This is a genomic window from Streptomyces sp. IMTB 2501 (assembly GCF_001953885.1).
Classification (GTDB): domain Bacteria; phylum Actinomycetota; class Actinomycetes; order Streptomycetales; family Streptomycetaceae; genus Streptomyces.
Genome location: NZ_MQUS01000003.1, coordinates 94,078 through 112,104, shown reverse-complemented (window position 1 = coordinate 112,104; position 18,027 = coordinate 94,078). Strand labels below are relative to the sequence as shown.

At 71.0% G+C, this 18,027-nt stretch carries 17 protein-coding genes; 9 read left to right on the top strand and 8 right to left on the bottom strand.

Annotation, left to right across the window (positions count from 1 at the left end; all coding sequences use genetic code 11):
- Window positions 1-22: 22 nt before the first annotated feature.
- Together AV521_RS06935 and AV521_RS06930 are read right to left on the bottom strand one after the other, a co-directional pair.
- On the bottom strand, window positions 23-1,687 hold the full coding sequence (locus AV521_RS06935; RefSeq protein WP_076085021.1) for a class I adenylate-forming enzyme family protein: 1,665 nt from the start codon (window positions 1,685-1,687) through the stop codon (window positions 23-25).
- Window positions 1,684-2,457 (bottom strand): SDR family oxidoreductase, encoded by a 774-nt coding sequence (locus tag AV521_RS06930; RefSeq protein ID WP_076085018.1) that lies wholly within the window; start codon window positions 2,455-2,457, stop codon window positions 1,684-1,686. The genes AV521_RS06935 and AV521_RS06930 overlap by 4 nt, the downstream gene beginning before the upstream one ends.
- Before the next feature lie 170 nt (window positions 2,458-2,627).
- Here AV521_RS06930 and AV521_RS06925 point away from each other — a divergent pair, with 170 nt between their 5' ends.
- On the top strand, window positions 2,628-3,848 hold the full coding sequence (locus AV521_RS06925; protein ID WP_076085015.1) for an exo-beta-N-acetylmuramidase NamZ domain-containing protein: 1,221 nt from the start codon (window positions 2,628-2,630) through the stop codon (window positions 3,846-3,848).
- 101 nt (window positions 3,849-3,949) lie between these two features.
- Window positions 3,950-5,245, top strand: a complete 1,296-nt coding sequence (locus tag AV521_RS06920; protein WP_076085012.1) for a serine-threonine protein kinase — start codon at window positions 3,950-3,952, stop codon at window positions 5,243-5,245.
- A 28-nt stretch (window positions 5,246-5,273) separates the two neighbouring features.
- Here the strand turns inward: AV521_RS06920 and AV521_RS06915 are convergent, their stop codons facing one another.
- The gene (locus tag AV521_RS06915; RefSeq protein ID WP_076085010.1) at window positions 5,274-8,060 is read right to left on the bottom strand and encodes a penicillin acylase family protein; all 2,787 of its coding nucleotides are present in this window, start codon (window positions 8,058-8,060) and stop codon (window positions 5,274-5,276) included.
- A 221-nt stretch (window positions 8,061-8,281) separates the two neighbouring features.
- Here AV521_RS06915 and AV521_RS06910 point away from each other — a divergent pair, with 221 nt between their 5' ends.
- From AV521_RS06910 to AV521_RS06900, 3 genes are all read left to right on the top strand, one after another.
- Window positions 8,282-8,884: a hypothetical protein gene (locus AV521_RS06910; protein ID WP_076085007.1), complete on the top strand. Its 603-nt coding sequence runs from the start codon at window positions 8,282-8,284 to the stop codon at window positions 8,882-8,884.
- A gap of 216 nt (window positions 8,885-9,100) precedes the next feature.
- Window positions 9,101-9,826, top strand: a complete 726-nt coding sequence (locus AV521_RS06905; RefSeq protein ID WP_076085004.1) for a 3-keto-5-aminohexanoate cleavage protein — start codon at window positions 9,101-9,103, stop codon at window positions 9,824-9,826.
- Between the two features lie 154 nt (window positions 9,827-9,980).
- Entirely contained in the window at window positions 9,981-11,048 is a 1,068-nt protein-coding gene (locus AV521_RS06900; protein WP_076085001.1) for an RNA ligase (ATP), read from the top strand.
- A 76-nt stretch (window positions 11,049-11,124) separates the two neighbouring features.
- Here AV521_RS06900 and soxR read toward each other — a convergent pair whose 3' ends face one another.
- On the bottom strand, window positions 11,125-11,583 hold the full coding sequence (gene soxR / locus AV521_RS06895; protein WP_076084998.1) for a redox-sensitive transcriptional activator SoxR: 459 nt from the start codon (window positions 11,581-11,583) through the stop codon (window positions 11,125-11,127).
- 128 nt (window positions 11,584-11,711) lie between these two features.
- Between soxR and AV521_RS06890 the strand changes: the two genes are divergently transcribed.
- Window positions 11,712-12,173 (top strand): MaoC family dehydratase, encoded by a 462-nt coding sequence (locus AV521_RS06890; RefSeq protein ID WP_076084994.1) that lies wholly within the window; start codon window positions 11,712-11,714, stop codon window positions 12,171-12,173.
- Between the two features lie 13 nt (window positions 12,174-12,186).
- On the opposite strand, the gene AV521_RS06885 is transcribed toward AV521_RS06890, so the two are convergent.
- The 3 genes from AV521_RS06885 to AV521_RS06875 all read right to left on the bottom strand — a co-directional run bounded on the left by AV521_RS06885 (window position 12,187) and on the right by AV521_RS06875 (window position 14,399).
- Window positions 12,187-12,810: a TetR/AcrR family transcriptional regulator gene (locus tag AV521_RS06885; RefSeq protein ID WP_076084991.1), complete on the bottom strand. Its 624-nt coding sequence runs from the start codon at window positions 12,808-12,810 to the stop codon at window positions 12,187-12,189.
- A 73-nt stretch (window positions 12,811-12,883) separates the two neighbouring features.
- On the bottom strand, window positions 12,884-13,171 hold the full coding sequence (locus tag AV521_RS06880; RefSeq protein WP_076085791.1) for a YiaA/YiaB family inner membrane protein: 288 nt from the start codon (window positions 13,169-13,171) through the stop codon (window positions 12,884-12,886).
- Window positions 13,172-13,247: 76 nt separating this feature from the next.
- On the bottom strand, window positions 13,248-14,399 hold the full coding sequence (locus tag AV521_RS06875; RefSeq protein WP_076085789.1) for an acyl-CoA dehydrogenase family protein: 1,152 nt from the start codon (window positions 14,397-14,399) through the stop codon (window positions 13,248-13,250).
- 120 nt (window positions 14,400-14,519) lie between these two features.
- On the opposite strand from AV521_RS06875, the gene AV521_RS06870 reads away from it, so the two are divergent.
- The 3 genes from AV521_RS06870 to AV521_RS06860 all read left to right on the top strand — a co-directional run bounded on the left by AV521_RS06870 (window position 14,520) and on the right by AV521_RS06860 (window position 16,937).
- Window positions 14,520-15,167, top strand: a complete 648-nt coding sequence (locus AV521_RS06870; protein ID WP_076084988.1) for a TetR/AcrR family transcriptional regulator — start codon at window positions 14,520-14,522, stop codon at window positions 15,165-15,167.
- 41 nt (window positions 15,168-15,208) lie between these two features.
- Window positions 15,209-15,916, top strand: a complete 708-nt coding sequence (locus tag AV521_RS06865; protein ID WP_076085787.1) for a helix-turn-helix transcriptional regulator — start codon at window positions 15,209-15,211, stop codon at window positions 15,914-15,916.
- An 82-nt stretch (window positions 15,917-15,998) separates the two neighbouring features.
- The gene (locus AV521_RS06860; RefSeq protein ID WP_076084985.1) at window positions 15,999-16,937 is read left to right on the top strand and encodes a DMT family transporter; all 939 of its coding nucleotides are present in this window, start codon (window positions 15,999-16,001) and stop codon (window positions 16,935-16,937) included.
- A 3-nt stretch (window positions 16,938-16,940) separates the two neighbouring features.
- On the opposite strand, the gene AV521_RS06855 is transcribed toward AV521_RS06860, so the two are convergent.
- The gene (locus AV521_RS06855; RefSeq protein ID WP_076084982.1) at window positions 16,941-18,023 is read right to left on the bottom strand and encodes a Zn-dependent alcohol dehydrogenase; all 1,083 of its coding nucleotides are present in this window, start codon (window positions 18,021-18,023) and stop codon (window positions 16,941-16,943) included.
- Window positions 18,024-18,027 lie beyond the last annotated feature (4 nt).

Sequence of the window (18,027 nt, the reverse complement as noted above, 5' to 3'; positions counted from 1 at the left end):
CACCTGCCTTTCGGTCCTGTCGTTAGTTGTCGTCGGTCCGGGAACGCAGTTCCCGACGGAGGATCTTGCCACTCGCCGTCTTGGGCAGGTCGGGCAGGATCTCCACCTGACGCGGGTATTTGTAGGCGGCCAGTCTCTCCTTGCAGTACACCGCGAGTTCGTCCGGGTCCGCATCGGCGCCCGGTCGCAGGCTGATGAAGGCCTTGACCGTCTCGCCGCGATAGCCGTCGGGAACGCCGACGACGGCCGCCTCGCGCACCGCCGGGTGGGTGTACAGCACGTCCTCGACCTCACGGGGCCACACCTTGAAGCCGGACGCGTTGATCATGTCCTTCTTGCGGTCGACGACGTACAGCCAGCCCTGGGTGTCCATGAAGCCGATGTCGCCGGTGCGCAGCTCGCCGTCGGGGAAGGTCTCGGCGGTGGCGTCCGGGCGCCGCCAGTAGCCGGGGATCACCTGCGGGCCGCGTACGACGATCTCGCCCTGCTCCCCGAACGGCACCTCCGCGCCACGCTCGTCCACGATCCGCACGAGCGTGTCGGCGCCGGGCACCCCCACCGACAGCGTCCCGGAGACGGGGTCCACCGGTGCCTCCAGTCCGGGCGGGACGGCGGCGCACGGGCCGGAGCACTCGGTGAGGCCGTAGCCGACGCGGATGTACGGCCCGAAGAGCCCGCGGAACTTCTCCACCAGGGCCGGAGGCACGGGCGCGCCGCCGGAGGACAGGTTCACGAAGGAGGCGAAGTGCTCAGGGGTGGCGTCCGGGTGGGCGGCCAGCGCCATGAAGGCGGTGGACGGGCCGACCGTGTAGTGCGGACGGTGTTCGGCGAAGGCCTCCAGGACGAGTCCGGGCTCGAAGCGATAGGCGAGCACCAGGGTGCCGGCGCTGTTCAGGCAGGCGCCGAACTGGCAGACCATGCCGGTGATGTGGAACAGCGGCGCGAGCGCGTAGTACACGGGCGCCTCGGGCAGCGCGAGCCCGGTCCGCTGCCGCTCGGCGTTGTGCATGATGTTGCCGTGCGTGTTGGTGGCGCCCTTGGGCGTGCCGCTCGTACCCGAGGTGTAGCTGATCAGCGCGATGTCGTCCGGGCGTGGCTCGCGGCCCTCGGGCGCCGTACCGCCCTGCCGGGCCACGGTGACCAGGTCCTCGGCGTCCGGCGCCTGGGGCAGCCGCTCGAATCCGAGCACGCGCGCGTCGTTGCGCATCTGGAAGTCCAGCTCACACCCGGTGAGCACGATCCGCACCGGCGAGTCGGCGGCGGTGTCCCTGAGATACGACTCCCAGGCCCGGTCGGAGCAGACCAGCGCGGCCACCTCGCCGTCCCGCAGGACGTGCCCCACCTCGCCCGACTTGTACATGGGATTGACCGGGACGACGGTCGCGCCGGCCTTCCAGGCCCCGAGGACGGCGAGCACGAAGTGCGGGGAGTTCTGCAGCAGCACGGCCACCCGGTCACCGCGCTCCAGCCCGCGCGCGGCGAGACGGGCGGCGACCGAGTCGCTCATCTCGTCCACCTCGCGATAGCTCAGCCGGGCGTCGAAGTAGGCGAGGAAGGTGCGCTCGGGCGCCTCGGCGACGGCGGCGCGCAGCGCGTGCACCAGGGAGCCGGCGGGCTCGACCGGACCGCGCTGGACGTCGTTGAGCAGCGCCAGCCAGGGCCGGTCCGCGTACCGGGACGCGCTCACCGGGCCTCCTCCCACTTGCGCTGGATGTGGTTCATACCGCTCAGCCAGCGGCCTGGATCGGCGGCCCGCGCCTGGTAGTACTCGGCCACCTCGGGGTGCGGCAGGATCAGGAAGCGGTCCTCCTCGATACCCCGGAACAGCGCCTCGGCGACGGCCTCCGGCTCGATCGCGGTCGACTGGAGCACCAGCTCGCCTGCGCTGCCGGTCGCGTCCAGCATGTCCGTGCGCACGCCCTGCGGACAGATCGCGTGCACCTTCAGACCCCGGTGGCGGTAGGTGAGCGACAGCCACTCGGCGAAGGCGTAGGCACCGTGCTTGGTGACGCTGTAGGAGGGGGCGCCGATCATGGTGAGCAGCCCGGCGGCCGACACGGTGGACACGAACCGCCCGGCGCCACGCTCCAGCCACCCCGGCAGCAGCTCGTGCGCCGCCCGGACATGCGCCATGACGTTCACGTCCCACGACACCGCCCAGGACTTCTCGTCGAGCGGCTCGCCCGCGCCCGCGGCCTCGAAGGCGACACCGGCGTTCGCGCAGTACACGTCGACGGTGCCGCCGAGCGCGTCACGGGCGTCGCGGACGACCGCGGAGGCGTCGCCGGGCACGGCGGTCCCGCCGATCTCCTCGGCCACCGCCTTCGCCTTCCCGGCATCCAGGTCATTGACGACGACCCGCGCACCCGCGGCGGCGAACCGCCGGGCCAACGCGGCCCCGATCCCCCCGCCCGCCCCCGTGACGACCACTCCCGCATCCTGCACGGCTTCCACCATCGGTCTCCTTCGACACGACTTCGCGCGGCGCGCATCGGCTCTGGTTCGATCCAGACTAACCAGTCGGTATGTGTAAAAGGAAGGGGGACTGCACCAACCTCAAGGGGCGCGGGGAACTGCGCGAGCAACCACTGACGGCGTGCACGTCACCCACGACGGAGGCCACCCCCATGCACCTGTCCCGACGCAACCTGCTCGCTTCGGCCACGATGGCAACCCTTCCAGTCCCACCCCAGCACCGCGAACAACTCCGCACAGGGTTCGAAAGGCTCGCAGCCGACGGTTACTCGGCACTGAGCGGCCAGCGCATCGGCATCGTCACCAACCCGACCGGCATCGCCACAGACGCCTCCCACATCGTCGACGTCATGCACAAAGACCCCCGCGTGAAGCTGACGGCGGTCTTCGGCCCCGAACACGGCTTCAGAGGCACCGCACAGGCGGGCGGCTCCGAGGGCCGCTCCACCGACCCCGCGACCGGCCTGCCGGTCTACGACACGTACCTCAAGAGCGGGAAGCAACTCTCCGACATCTTCACCACCGCCGGTGTCGACACGGTCGTCTTCGACATCCAGGACGTCGGCGCCCGCTTCTACACGTACATCTGGACGCTCTACGACTGCATGGAGGCGGCCCAGCCGGCCGGCAAGCGCTTCGTGGTCCTGGACCGCCCGAACCCGGTCACCGGCCGCGCCGCCCAAGGACCCGTGCTGCACAAGGAGTTCGCCACGTTCGTCGGGCGGCAGCCGATCGCGCAGGCGCACGGGATGACCGTCGCGGAGCTGGCCCGGCTGTTCAACAAGGAGTTCCTGAGCAAGCCGGTCACACTGGACACCGTCCTGATGACCGGGTGGCGGCGCTCGGACTGGTACGACACCTCCGTGCTGCCGTGGGTGCCGCCGAGCCCGAACATGCCGACCCCGGACACGGCTCTCGTCTACTCCGGTACCTGCATGTTCGAGGGCACGAACGTCTCGGAGGGCCGGGGCACGACCCGCCCCTTCGAACTGCTCGGCGCCGAGGGCCTCGACGGCCGCTGGGCCGCCGCCGTGAACGAACTCGGGCTGCCCGGGGTGCGGTTCAGGGAGGCGTACTTCGCGCCCACGTTCTCCAAGTTCGCGGGCAAGACGGTCGGCGGGGTGCAGATCCATGTGCACGACCGGGCCGCCTACGACCCCGTACGCACCGGGATCGCGCTGCTGGTGACCGTGCGGAGGGTCTGGCCCGGCTTCGCGTGGCGCCCGGACAACTGGATCGACAGGCTCACCGGCTCCACCCGGGTGCGCACGATGATCGACGCGGGCGCGGCCACCGACGAGGTGACCGGAGCCTGGCAGGACGAGCTGGCCGCGTTCCGGCGGGTTCGCAAGGAATACCTCCTCTACAGGTGAGGAGGTGAGGCGCGGTGTATGGCCAACTTCACCCTGGAGCAGGACGATACGTGCGCGACGCATCGTTACGCATCGTTTCCGGGAGGACGAGGGAGCCCGGCATGGCGGATCCTGGGATGAGCGTGACTCCCTACTGGGAGCTGACCTTCGACGCGGACGGAGACGTGGACGGCCGCGAACGCGACCAGCTGGTGGCGCGGGTGGCGGAGGACGGCGTCCGTGACCTGATCGTCTTCGCGCACGGCTGGAACGACGACCGCTCGGCCGCGACCGCGCTGTACCGCCGTTTCTTCGCCCCGGTCCCGGGGCTCGCCCCGAGGGCCCGCATCGGGTACGTGGGCGTGATCTGGCCGTCGATGCGGTTCAGCGACGAGCCGATCCCGGACTTCCCGAAGTCGGTGGCGGCCGCGTCGCCCCCTACGGCGGCCCTGGACGCGGACACCCGGCGGGCCCTGGTGGCGGTCTTCCCGGACCGCGCGGACCTGATCGGCCAGCTGGGCCGGATGCTGGACGAACGGCCGGGCGGTGCCCAGGGGTTGACGGAGTTCGGGCGGCTGGTGCGGCAGCTGATCGACGGCGAGCGGGGGCCCGGCGTGGCCGACACGGAGGAGGAGGGCGAGCCGGGCGTGTTCACCATGGACCCGGCGGCCGCGTGCGAGGAGTTCGCGGAGGCGCTCGCGGCGGTGCGGTCCGCCGGCACACCGTCCGAGGCATTCAGCATCCCGAACCCCTGGGACGGCGCCAAGGAACTGCTGCGGCAGGCGGCGTACTACACGATGAAACGGCGTGCCGGGACGGTCGGCGAGCAGGGTCTCGGGCCGGTGCTCGGCACACTGGCCGGCGCGGCGCCCGGGGTGCGGGTGCATCTGATGGGGCACAGCTTCGGCGGACGGCTCGTGTCGTTCGCGCTGCGCGGGCTCCCGGACGGGGTGCGCACGGTGAAGTCCGTGACCCTCCTGCAAGGCGCCTTCTCGCATTTCGCGTTCGCGGAGCGGGTGCCGCAGGCCCCGGACAAGGCGGGGGCGCTCAAGGACCAGCAGCGGCGCATCGACGGGCCGCTGGTGTGCTGCTACTCGCACTTCGACACGGCACTCGGCACGTTCTATCCACTGGCCTCCCGGCTCTCCGGGGACAACCGCTCATGTGTGGGCAGCGAGATCGCGGCCGTGCTGGGGCCGGAGTGGGGCGCCATGGGGCACGACGGGGTGCAGGCGGTGCCGGGGACCGCCCGGCTGGACCTCGCGGCGGCCCTGAGGGGACCGCTGCCCGCGTCGGGATGCGTGAACGTCGACGCGGCCGCGGTCGTCTGCCACGGCGGCCCGCCGGCCGGGGCACACAGCGACATCGTGCACCCCGAACTGGCGCGCGTGGTGCTGGCGGCGGGCCGCATCACCTGATACCGGCCCACCGCCGACGGCCGTCGATCTACCGGTGTGAGGTGTACTCGACGACCTGCTGGAAGGTCGGCCGGTTCTGCCAGCTGATGTTGTAGTGCTTGATGCCGCCCAGGGTGCGCTGGACGATCGAGTCGGCGCACCACTGGTCGCCCGCCGAGCACAGGGAGTCCCCGGGGTAGACCGTCGACGCGCCGGTGCCGGCCGCCGTCTTCAGGGTGCTGATCAGGATGTCCCGGCAGGAGCCGAGGTCACCGCCGCCGCAGTACCTCTCGGCGAGCCCGCCCCCCACGTTCTCCCCGAGCACCGCCCGGATGTCCTTGTCGACATAGCTCCACCAGCCGTACTGGAAGGAGCTTCCGGCGTGCGAGCCGGTCGGGCCGTGTCCGGCGGACGGGGCCTCGTCGATCGACAGGTTGCTGGTGAGCGCGGTGTACAGATCGCTGCCGAGGCCCGGTTCGAACTCGGCCTTGACCAGCAGCGGCCACCAGGCGTCCAGGATGCGGATCGCGTCGGCGTCGGCGTACGTCTTCGAACCGGCGGACGTCTCCGTGCGCCTCGCGCCCGCGTCCACCCACGCCTGGAGCTTCTTCACCGCGTCGGCGGCCGTGGAGTCGGTCACCGGCGAGGAGTTGATCACCTTGAGCAGCTTCGGCAGCACGTCCTCGGCGCGCAGATCGGCGAGGGCCGCGTCCGCCATGGCCTGCACCAGCTTGGTACGGGTCACCCCGCCGGCCGCGACCAGCTTCTTCACCCGGTCCTCCAGCAGGTTGCCCCGGTGCACCGAGCCGTCGCCCCAGGACGCGGTCGTGTAGTCCTTGGCCTGCTTGTTGTTCCAGGAGACGTAGTAGTCCTGGTCGACGGAGTTGGGGTGGGCGGAGGCCGGGGTGTAGTCGGCGGTGTTGGTGGCCGGGTCCCAGTTCTGCCACTCGTACGCGGACTGTGCCCAGACCGGGAACTCGGAGTCGACGCCGGCCGCCCGGACCGGGTTGTCCCCGCTGTTGTAGTACGCGGTGTGCTGCGAGTCGGCGTAGAACCAGTTGAACGTGTAGTTGATGTGCTGGGCCGCGCTCTGGAAGTCCTGAGGACCCTTGACGTAACCGGGATCGTTCAGCATCTGGAAGCCGATGATCGAGTCGGCCTCGTGCAGATACGAGGAGCGCAGCGTGGTGTAGGCGACCTTCTTGCCGCCGACGGTCGCGCGGTACTCCACCGGACCGTATTTCGTGCGCCAGACCCGCATGGTGTACGACCCCGCCGGCGTGCTGTCGGCCGTGGTCGGCGACCAGGCGTTCTTCTGCTCGACCTTGTCCATGGCCGTACAGGTGCCGTGATACAGGTAGTGGTAGTCGTCCTGGCACAGTTCGACGGCGTAGGTGTCGATGATGTCCTGGCCGGAGGTGGTCGCGCTCCAGGAGTAGTCCTGGCCGCGGCCCAGCTCGACGTACATGCTCAGGCCCGCGAAGGAGGCGCCGCGCGCGCTGATTCCCGGGCCCTGGATCTCCTGGAGCATGAGCAGCTGCGGGGCGAAGTAGCCGGTCTGCGGCCCGAAGACGGCGACCGGATGCCCGCTCGCGGTGTACTTGCCGCTCACGACGAGGGCGTTGGACATCCCTCGGTGGGCCGAGCTGAGCGTGGCCTTCGCGGCCGAGGCGGAGGTGCTCTTGGCGGCCGCGCCGGACGCGCTGCCCGTGCGGTCGTAGACGAGCGGTTCCTGGGTGACCGTGCCGGGGTCGGGCAGCGCCTCGCCCTTGGCGTCGGCGGGCTTGGTGCCGTACGGGAAGCTCTCGCCGTTGTGGACGGTCAGGACGGCCTCGGGGTCGTTGCGCTCACGGAAGGACTCCCAGACCTTGGTGCCCTCCTCGACACCGTACTTGGACTGCGCGGCGATCAGCGAGAGGGCGTTGTTGACCTCGCCGCCACCGCCGGAGCCGAACAGCGAGCCGATCACGGAGGCCAGCGCCACCAGGTCGGTGATCTTGAAGTGGTCTATGGTCCCGGCGTTGGTGATCGCGTCCTTGTGGCCGGTCAGATCGTATTCGCCGGGGAAGTAGCGGCCGCTGTCCGAGGCGTCGATATAGGCGTTGATACCGTCGAGGTAGGCATTGGCGTCGGTGAGGGCCTGCTGGCCGCGGGCGCCGTTCCTGGCCACCGCGTTGTCGATCTGCGCCTGCAGGTCGGCCTCGGTGTACGGCGCGTCGCGGTAGAACTCCTGCTCCAGGCCCTGGTTGGCGGCGGCGCCGCCGGCGAAGGAGGTCAGCTGGCCGCGGCCGACGTGCCGGAAGACGTCCATCAGCCACAGCCGGTCCTCGGCCGCCGCATAACCGGCACCGTACTCGGTGCCGTACCGGGTGGTGCCGGTGATGTGCGGCACACCGGTCTTCTTGTCCCGGACGATGGTCACATCGCTGCGGCCGCTCGGTTTCTCGGTGGAGGCGACCTGGTCGGACGCGACGCCGAACGAGGAGTCGTTGAAGAAGTTGTTGATCGTCGAATCGGTCACGCCCGAATAACCGCCGGCCAGACCGGCGTACGGCCCGAGCTGGTCCTCGGCGTGCGAGGGCTGGGTGCCGAAGGCCTGGTTGAGCAGGATCTGCGCCAGCGTCGCGTTGCCGTTCTCGCCGGGCGGCAGGATGTCCGAGCACTGGCCGCCGCAGTAGTCGTTCGAGGCGGTGGCCTGGGCGGCGGCCGCCTGCTGGGTGAGGGGGGAGAGAAGTCCGGCGACGAGAACGCATATCGACGCGGTCTTCAGGAACCCGGGGAAGCGGCGGGACGTTCTCAATCTGTCAAGGGCGGTACGTGGGGTTCGCCGTGGCATGTGGCAGCTCCTAGCGACAGGGGTGGCCGAACGTTACCGCCGGTATCCCCAGCTTTAAAGATGAACATGCGTCAGTTTCTGGAGTCCGCAAGCAGAACGAAGAGAAGAGCCCACGAAGAGATGGAGCCGAATCGCCTGTCGATACGTCTATTCGGCGACGTCCGTGCGACGACGCCGAAGTGACCGAAGTACAGGTGCAGGTGTGACGGAGGTGCAGGGCGATGGCCGGTTTCCGGAGTCTGGCGAGACAGGTACGCGATCCGGGCTGCGATCTGGCACTGCGGCGATACTCACTGCGTAAGTGCCTTGAGAAGTTCGCCCCTTACGGGCATCGGGCGACCTGGGACCATCTGTGCTCCCGGGCGGGCTTCGGCCCCGAGGACCGCTCCCCCGACCCGGTGCGGCTCGTGGCCGCGCTGGAGGAGCTGGAGGAGGCACGGTCCGTCTGGCTCGCCTATGAGACCGACTTCACCGAGCGGCGCAGGAAGGAGAAGCACGACGGGCTGCGCCGGCCGGGCAGTGTGGACGACTGGCACCGGCTGACCTGGGGCGGCTTCGGAGTCGCCTGGTGCGACGACCCGCGCGTCCACCCCGGCGAGCAGCTGGCCGAGGTGCTGCGCCGGCTGATCGCCGCCCTGGAGCGGGAACCGGGCGGGGGCTGCCCGGTATGCGGAGAGGACCGCCTGATCTGGCGGTACGGCCTGGACCACGAACCGTCGTCCGGCCCGGTCTGCACGGCCTGCGGGATACTCGTCCCGCGCCCCGTGCTCACACCACAAGCGCTGGCAACGGCCAGGCGGGGGCAACTGCTGATGTCGGCCTGATGGTTGGGGGGATTTCCTGGGGGGTGCGTAGGGGGATGCCGCACCCCTGTCGGCTCGGGGCGCTTTTCAGCGGGGGCTGGGCAACCCCCGAGGGGCGCGGGGCTGTATCGATATGCGGCTCCGCCGCGTGGGCGCGACCAGCCACGACGGAGCCGCAGCCGTCCGACGGCATATCATGGCTGTACGGCATGACGACCCTTCCAACGGAGCCCTTTTGTGCAGGCTTGCCTGAACGGCCGCCGATCGCCGGCGGACAGCGCGGCCGTGCCGATGTCACCCGAGGACATCGCCCGTTGCGCAGCGAAGGCGGTCGCGGCCGGGGCCACGGCGGTGCACATTCACCCGAAGACACCGTGCGGGCACGACAGCCTCTCCCCGCGCGTGCTGGCACCGACGCTGGAGGCGATCCGGGCACGGGTGTCGGTGCCGGTCGGAGTGACGACCGGCGCCTGGGCGGAGCCCGATCCGGCGGCCCGGCCGGCCCGGGTGCGCAGTTGGTCGGTGCTGCCCGACTTCGCCTCGGTCAACTGGCATGAGCCGGGCGCCGAAGCGGTGGCCGAGCAGCTGCTCGCGATGGGCGTGGACGTCGAGGCGGGCATCTGGTCCGGCACCGACGGCGCGGCCCGGTTCGCGGACTCGCCCCTCGGGCCGAGAGTGCTGCGCGTGCTGGCGGAAGTGACCGACCCGGACCCGGCGACCGCCGAGGCCACGGCGCGGGCCCTGCTGGCGGACCTCGGCGAGGCGTTCACGCGGCCGGTCCTGCTGCACGGCGAGGAGGGCGGCACCTGGCCGGTGCTGCGCCTGGCCGGCCGGCTGGGCCTCGCGACGCGGATCGGCCTGGAGGACACCCTGTTCCGCCCGGACGGCGAACGGGCGGCCGACAACGCTCAGTTGGTGGCCGACGGACTGCTCCAGTACGGGTCGTTCCAGCGTTCCTCGTAGGACGGACCGGCGAGCCGGGGCCTTGCCGCCGGGCGAAGGGCGTGACGCTAGCAGACCCGAATCCGGTCGCTCCACCGCTTTCCCGTGCGGACAGTTGGAGGCGATGAAACACATCTGACGGGCATCCCTGTGCCCGCACACCCGAGGAGTTGTGATGTCGACGCTGCGCGTCACCGCCGAAGTGCTGACCGTCCATGAGCATCCGAACGCCGACGCGCTCGAACTGGCCCAGGTGGGCCTGTACCGAGCCGTCGTCGCCAAGGGCGCGTACCGCACCGGTGAGGCCGCCGTCTACATCCCCGAGCAGTCCTTGCTCCCGCCCGCTCTGATCGAGGAACTGGGGCTGACCGGACGGCTGGCGGGCGGCGAGGCCAACCGGGTCAAGGCGGTGCGGCTGCGTGGCGAGCTGTCCCAGGGCATCGTGTGCCGGCCGAACACGCTGGCGGACGTCGATCTGGCGCGGGCGGCGGCCGAGGGGACGGACTTCGCCGAGCGGCTCGGCATCACCAAGTGGGTGCCGCCGATCCCGCCGACCATGAACGGCGACGTGGAGTCCGCTCCCGATCTGCTGCCGTGGGTCGACATCGAGAACATCCAGCGCTACCCGGACATCTTCGCGCCGGGCGAGCCGGTCGTCCTGACGGAGAAGCTGCATGGTTCGGCGTGCCTTTTGACGTATGTCGCCGACGAGGGGCGGGTGTACGTGTCCTCGAAGGGTTTCGGCGCCAAGTCCCTTGCCTTGAAGGAGGATCCACGGAACCTGTACTGGCGGGCGGTGCGGGGCCATGGCGTCGCGGAGGCGGCGGCGCGGCTGGCCGAGCGGCTGGGTGCACGCCGGGTCGGCATCTTCGGGGAGGTGTACGGCGCGGGGGTGCAGGATCTGTCGTACGGCGCCGACGGGCGGCGGGAGACGCTGGGGTACGCGGCGTTCGACGTCTCGGTCGAGGTGGACGGCGCCGTGCGGTGGCTGGACGCGGCGGAGTCGCTGGAGGGGGAGCTGCCGGTGGTGCCCCGGCTGTATGCGGGGCCGTACGACATCGAGCGGGTGCTGGAGTTCGCGAGCGGGCGGGAGACGGTGTCCGGGCGGGCGCTGCATCTGCGGGAGGGTGTGGTCATACGCCCCGCGGTCGAGCGGTACAGCGCGGTGACCGGGGGGCGGGCCATCGCCAAGGCGGTGAGCCCGGCGTACCTGACGCGTAAGGGCGGCACGGAGTACGAATAGGGCAACGGCGCTGCGGTTCCCCAGGAGCGCGGGGGCCGCAGCGCACCGGCTCCCGACGGTTGCAGCCGCGCAGCGCTCAGCGCGGCTCTGCCAACAGCCGTGACCCCGTGAGCCGTTCGCCGAACACGTCGTCCGGGTTGGAGAGGACGCAGTTCTCCAGGGAGAGGCACCCGCATCCGATGCAGTCGGTGAGGTGGTCGCGCAAACGGTTCAGCTGCTTGATGCGTTCGTCGAGCTCCGAGCGCCATGTCTCGGACAACCGCGCCCAGTCCTCCCGCGTGGGCGTCCGCTCCTCCGGAAGTTCCGCGAGGGCGTCCCGGATCGTCGCCAGCGGGATGCCCACCCGCTGTGCCGCGCGGACGAACGCGACCCGCCGCAGGGTGTCACGGCCGTAGCGTCGCTGGTTGCCGGACGTGCGGCGGCTGCTGATCAGGCCCTTGGACTCATAGAAGTGCAGGGCGGAGACCGCGGCGCCGCTGCGCGCGGCCAACTGGCCGACGGTCAGCTCATGGATCTTGTCGGGAATCTGGGGCACTCCTCAGAGCCTAGTGCCGCGGCAGGCAACGTCTGCCCGTCAAGGTGCGGCGTCCGGTGCGTTGACAGGTGCCCCTCGGCCGACCATGCTAAGCAGTTGCTTAGAGACGCGAGCGAGAGGCCGGGATCATGGCAGAACCGAGGACCTTCACCTCCCCCGACGAGCTGAAGGCGGCCGTCGGCGAGCAGCTGGGGTACACCGACTGGCTGGAGGTCGACCAGAAGCGCATCGATCTGTTCGCCGAGGCCACCGGCGACCACCAGTGGATCCATGTGGACCCGGAGAAGGCGGCGGCGGGGCCGTTCAGGACCACCATCGCGCACGGATACCTCACGCTCTCCCTGCTCCCGCTCTTCGGCCCGCAGCTGATCCGGGTCGAGGGCGTGAAGATGGGCGTGAACTACGGCACGAACAAGGTCCGCTTCCCCTCCCCCGTCCCCGTCGGCTCCCGGCTGCGCGCCAGCGCGAAGATCACCGGCGTCGAGGACGTCACCGGCGGCATCCAGGTGACCGTCGCCTTCACGGTGGAGCGCGAGGGCGGCGACAAGCCGGTGTGTGTCGCGGAGTCGGTGTCCCGGTACTACCTCTGAGCCCTGGGGCCGGTTACTTCGCCCCGACCATCCGGAGCACGAGGTCGGCGTAGAGCGCGCCGACCTCCTCGGGGGTGCGCGGGCCGTCCACAGTGAACCAGCGGGCCACGTCGATGCACAGCGACAGCACGGCGAGCGTGGTGCCCTTGACGTCCAGTACGTCGAACTCGCCCGAGGCCACACCGTCCTCGATGATCCCCTGCACCTCGGCGTCGACCTGGCGGCGCAGCGCGACGATCTCGGCGCGGGCCTCGGGACCCAGGGCGTCGAGTTCGTACTGCACGACCCGCGCGGTGGTGCGCCGCCCCGCGTGCCAGCGGACGAAGGAGCTGACCGCGTCGGCGAGCCGCTCCTTGGCCGTGCCCTCGCGCCGCGCCGCGGTGCGCAGGATGTCGAGCGCCTTGTCGTGGCCGATGCGGCTGATCCGGTGAAGCAGCTCTTCCTTGGTCTTGTAGTGGATGTAGAGCGCGGCCGGGCTCATGCCGGCGCGGCCGGCGATGTCGCGGGTGGTCGTCGCGTGGTAGCCGCGCTCGGCGAAGGCCTCCACGGCGGCGACGAGCAGCCGCCGCGCCGCGTCCGGGGTGACCTCTTCCCACGGCTCCACTTCGCCGCCGGTCGTCTCCTCCGCCGTACTCATCGCTCGCTCGCCCCTCTCCGTGACAGGAGCACCACCATACCGCCGAAGGTGAGCGAGCGCTTAGAGCGCCGGCTCAGATCTTCTCGAAGGGGTCGTGCTCGGCGAGGAGCTTCTCGAGGCGTGCCTGGTCGACCCGGCTCACGATCTGCCCCGCCTCCTGCCGGTCCCTGATCACCTTCGCCAGGGTGAAGGCGGAGGTGACGAGATAGAGGACCGCGATCGCGAGGAAGCCCCGGACCCAGGCGTCGGTGTCCAGCTGGTAGATGCCGATGGCGGTGGCGGACATGGCGACCGCGAAGGAGGCGACGGCCTGCCCGTGGAACGCGGCCGTGCTCTGCTGCTTGACGGGTGTCTCACTCATGGGGACGAGCATCGGCGGACACGGCCCGCGCCACATCCGCCGAGGTACTCAGGCAGGTACTCAGTCGTACACGTGCTCAGAACGCCGAAACCCCGGTCAGGGCACGGCCGATGAGCAGTTTCTGGATCTGGCTGGTGCCCTCGTAGAGGGTCATCACGCGGGCGTCGCGCAGGAGTTTGCCGGCCGGGTACTCGTCGATGTATCCGTAGCCGCCGAAGACCTGCAGGGCGTTGTTGGCGGCTCGGACGGCGGCCTCGGAGGCGAACAGCTTGGCCTTGGAGGACTCGACGGCGAACGGCTGCCCGCGGTCGATCAGACCGGCGACCCGCCAGGTGAGCAGCCGGGCCGCGTCCACGTCGACGGCGATGTCGCTGATCAGCTCCTGCACCAGCTGGTGCCGGGCGATCGGCTTGCCGAACTGCTCGCGCTCACCGGCGTACCGCACGGCCGCGTCCAGCGCGGCCTGGGCTATGCCGACGCAGCCCGCGGCCACCGACATCCGCCCCTTGGCCAGCGCGGACATGGCCACCGAGAAGCCCTTGCCCTCCTCCCCCAGCAGCGCCGACGCGGGCACCCGCACGTCCTCGAAGACGAGTTCGGCGGTGGCCTGGCCGCGCAGGCCGAGCTTGCCGTGGATGGTGCGGCGGGTCAGACCGGGGATGTCGGTGGGGACGAGGAAGGCACTGACGCCCTTGTGGCCGGGGGCGTCGGTGGAGCGGGCGAAGAGCAGGACGACGTCCGCCCAGGTCCCGTTCGTGATGAACATCTTCGTGCCGTTGACGACGTAGTCGTCGCCGTCCCGTACGGCACGGGTGGTGAGGTTGCCCGCGTCGGAGCCGGTGCCCGGCTCGGTGAGGCCGAAGCAGCCGACGTGTTCGCCCGCCGTCAGCCCCGGCAGCCAGCGCCGCTTCTGCTCCTCGTCACCCCAGGCGGCGATCGTCTTGGCGACGAGCCCGAGGGACACGGACACGATGCCGCGGACGGAGGAGTCGCCGCGCCCCAGCTCCTCGGTGACCAGGCAGTACGCGAGATGGTCGCCACCGGAGCCGCCGTACTCCTCGGCGACGGTCAGCCCGAGGAAGCCGACCTCGCCGAGCTTCTTCACGATCCCCCGGTCGACCTCCTCGCTCCGGTCCCACTCCACTACGTGCGGGGCGATCTCGCGCTCCACGAAGTCCCGGGCGAGCTGCCGTACGGCGGCCTGCTCCTCGCTCAGCTCCAGGTTCACCACGCGATCACCCCACAGAAGACGACAGAGACGACAGACACGACAGACACGGCGGATCTTGAAAGCCGTACATTTAAATTAGCACTGCTAGTTTCTGTCCGCAGCCCTACTATGTGCGCCATGGCCCGACCACGCAAGCCCCTCCTCAGCACCGACCGGATCGTCGAGACGGCCCGGGACCTCGTGGACCGGGAGGGGCTGGCAGCCGTGTCCACCCGCCGGCTCGCCGCCGAGCTGGGGGTGAGCGGGCCCTCGCTCTACAACCACTTCCGCACCAAGGACGAGATCCTGGAGGTGGTCGCCGACTCGGTGAGCGGGCTGGTCGATCTGTCGATGTTCGAGGACGGCCGCGACTGGCGGACCGCGCTGCACGACTGGGCCGTCTCCTACCGGGCCGCACTGCGCGACCACCCGAACGTCGTCCCGGTGCTGGCCAGGGGTCCGGGGCGCCGGCCGGCCGCACTGCGACTGGCCGACGCGGTGTACGGCGCGATGGTCGACGCCGGCTGGCCGCCCGCCCAGGCGACCTCCATCGGCGCGCTGATGCGGTACTTCATCATGGGCTCCGCGCTCGGTTCGTTCGCCGGCGGCTTCGTGGACGACGCGAGCGCATACGACCCCGCCGACTATCCCCACCTCGGCCGGGCCCATCTGCTCGCAGAGCAGCAGGAGAAGATCGACGAGCGGGCCTTCGAGACGGGGCTGACGGCCCTGCTGGACGGCTTGGCCCAGCAGTACGAGCAGGTACGGGAGAGCGCGCAGCGATAATTCGGTGGGGGCCGAAGAGTCCGTGGCGCATGCTGTGCTGCATGACCGCGAAGGACTCCCGGGCCGCCGGTCTCGCCGCGCTCGCCTCCCTGCTGGCCGACGAGACACGGGCCGCGTGTCTGCTGGCGCTGCTCGACGGACGGGCCTGGACCGCCGGTGAGTTGGCCCGGCACGCTGGGGTCGCCGCGTCGACGCTCAGCGAGCATCTGGGCAAGCTGGTGGCCGCAGGCCTGCTCACGGAGGAACGGCAGGGCCGCCATCGGTATGTGCGGCTGGCCGACGCACGTGCGGCGGGGCTGGTCGAGGAACTCGCGGCGCATGTGCCCGCGGCGGGTGTACGGCCGCGTTCGCTGAGGGAGTCGAGCGCGAGGTCCGCGATGGCCCGGGGGCGTACCTGTTACGACCATCTCGCGGGGCGCCTCGGAATGGCGCTCACGGACGCGCTGACCCTCCGGGGGCTGCTGCGGCAGGACACGGGGTTCGCGCTCACGGATGCGGGGGTGGCGTGGTTCGGGGCGGCGGGTATTCCGCTGGACGTCTCCAGTCGGCGTCCGCTGGCCCGGGCGTGCCTGGACTGGACCGAGCGGCGGCCTCATCTCGCGGGGGCGGCGGGGGCCGCGTTGTGCCGGCATGCGCTGGATGCGGGGTGGTGTGTGCGGATCGGGTCCGAGCGGGCGGTGAAGGTGACTCCTTCGGGGGAGCGGGAGTTGTCGGACCTGCTCGGCATTTCACCGGAAGAGCTGTGCTGATGGCGGCTACCGGCCCCTCGGGGGCGCTTCCCCGTCCGATTTCCGCCAGCCCGGACCACCACCGATACCTAGCCTCGGGAGCATGATGAACACCGTTCCACGCCACCGCCTGCTGCCCGCCGGCGCAGCCGTCGTCACCGTCGTCCTCTGGGCGTCGGCCTTCGTGGCGATCCGGAGTGCGGGACAGGAGTACTCCCCCGGCGCGCTGGCCCTGGGGCGGCTGGCTTCGGGCGCCCTCGTGCTGGGCGTCATATGGGCCGTACGCCGGGAAGGACTGCCGCCCCGGGCCGCATGGCGCGGGATCCTGCTGTCCGGGGTGCTGTGGTTCGGGTTCTACATGGTCGCCCTGAACTGGGGTGAGCAGGAGGTGGATGCCGGTACGGCCGCGCTCGTCGTGAACGTCGGCCCGCTGCTGATCGCCCTGCTCGGCGCCCGGCTGCTCGGTGATCCGATGCCGCCGCGGCTGCTGGCGGGCATGGCCGTGTCGTTCGCGGGTGCGGTGACCGTGGGGCTGTCGATGTCGGGCGGCGGCGGATCCTCCGTTCTCGGCGTGGTCCTGTGTCTGCTCGCGGCGGTCGCGTACGCCGCCGGTGTCGTGGCGCAGAAGCCGGCCCTGGGGCAGGCGAGCGCACTGCAGGTGACGACGTTCGGGTGTCTGGTCGGGGCGGTGGCGTGTCTGCCGTTCGCCGGGCAACTGGTGCACCAGGCCGCGCGGGCACCCGTGTCGGCCACCGTCGGCATGGTCTACCTCGGCGTCTTCCCGACCGCGCTCGCCTTCACCACCTGGGCCTACGCCCTGGCCCGCACCACCGCCAGCCGGATGGGCGCGACGACGTACGCCGTGCCCGCGCTGGTGGTGCTGATGTCGTGGCTGGTACTCGGCGAGGTGCCGGGCGTGTTCACGCTGGCCGGCGGTGTGCTGTGTCTCGCGGGTGTGGCGGTGTCGCGGTCCCGGACGCGCGGTGGCCGTACGGTTCGGGTCGCGGCCGGAGAAGAGCCGCGACCCGAGAAGGTCCGGTGAGCCTCAGAACACCACCAGCGCGCGGCCGCCCTTGCCGGCGAGCATGTTCTCGAAGGCGGCCGGGATGCCTTCGAGGGCGATCCGCTCGGTGACGAGCGCGGAGAGGTCCAGGCGGCCCTCCCGTACGTGCTCGGCGAGCACCGGCAGATCGCGGGCCGGGTCGGAGTTGCCGTAGACGCAGCCGGACAGGGTGCGGCCCCAGTGGAAGATCTCCAGGGCGTTGAAGGTGACCTCCTGGTCCTTGCCGCCGATGCCGACGACCGTCGTACGGCCGCCCCGGCGGGTGGAGTCCCAGGCCGCGCGGATCGACACCGCGCGGCCCACGCACTCGATCGAGACGTCGACGCCCTGCTTGCCGGTGAGGGCGCGGATCTCCCGGGGGGTGGTGTCGGAGGCCAGGACGTAGTCGGTGGCGCCGGCCGTCCGTGCCAGCTCTTCCTTCTCCGGCGACACGTCCACGGCGATGATCCGGGACGCGCCCGCGATGCGGGCCGACTGGAGGGTGGCGAGGCCTACTCCGCCGACGCCGAAGACGGCCACCGTCTCGCCCTCGCGGACCTTCGCCGCGTGGTGGACGGCGCCGTAGCCGGTGAGGACGGCGCAGCCGAGGAGGGCGGCGTCCACCAGGGGTACGCCCTCGGGGAGCGGGAGCACACAGGACGCCGACACGACCGTCTCCTCGGCGAACGCGGCCACGTTCAGGCCGGGGTGTAGGCCGGTGCCGTCGGTGGTGCGGGCGTAGACGTCGGCCGCGCCGGTCAGGGCGTTGGCGCACAGCCAGACCTCGCCGAGTGTGCAGGCGTGGCAACTGCCGCAGGACGGGGCCCAGTTGAGGACGACGGGGCTGCCTACGGCGACATGGGTGACGCCCTCCCCGACTGCCACGACGGTGCCCGCGCCCTCGTGGCCGAGGACGGCCGGGACCGGGACGCGCATGGTGCCGTCGGACAGCGACAGGTCGGAGTGGCAGACACCGGCGGCGGCGAGGCGGACCCGGACCTGGCCGGGGCCCGGGTCGGGCAGGTCGATGCCGGTGATCTCCAGGGGGGCGCCGATGGCGGGCAGGACGGCGGCTCGTACGGCCATGGGT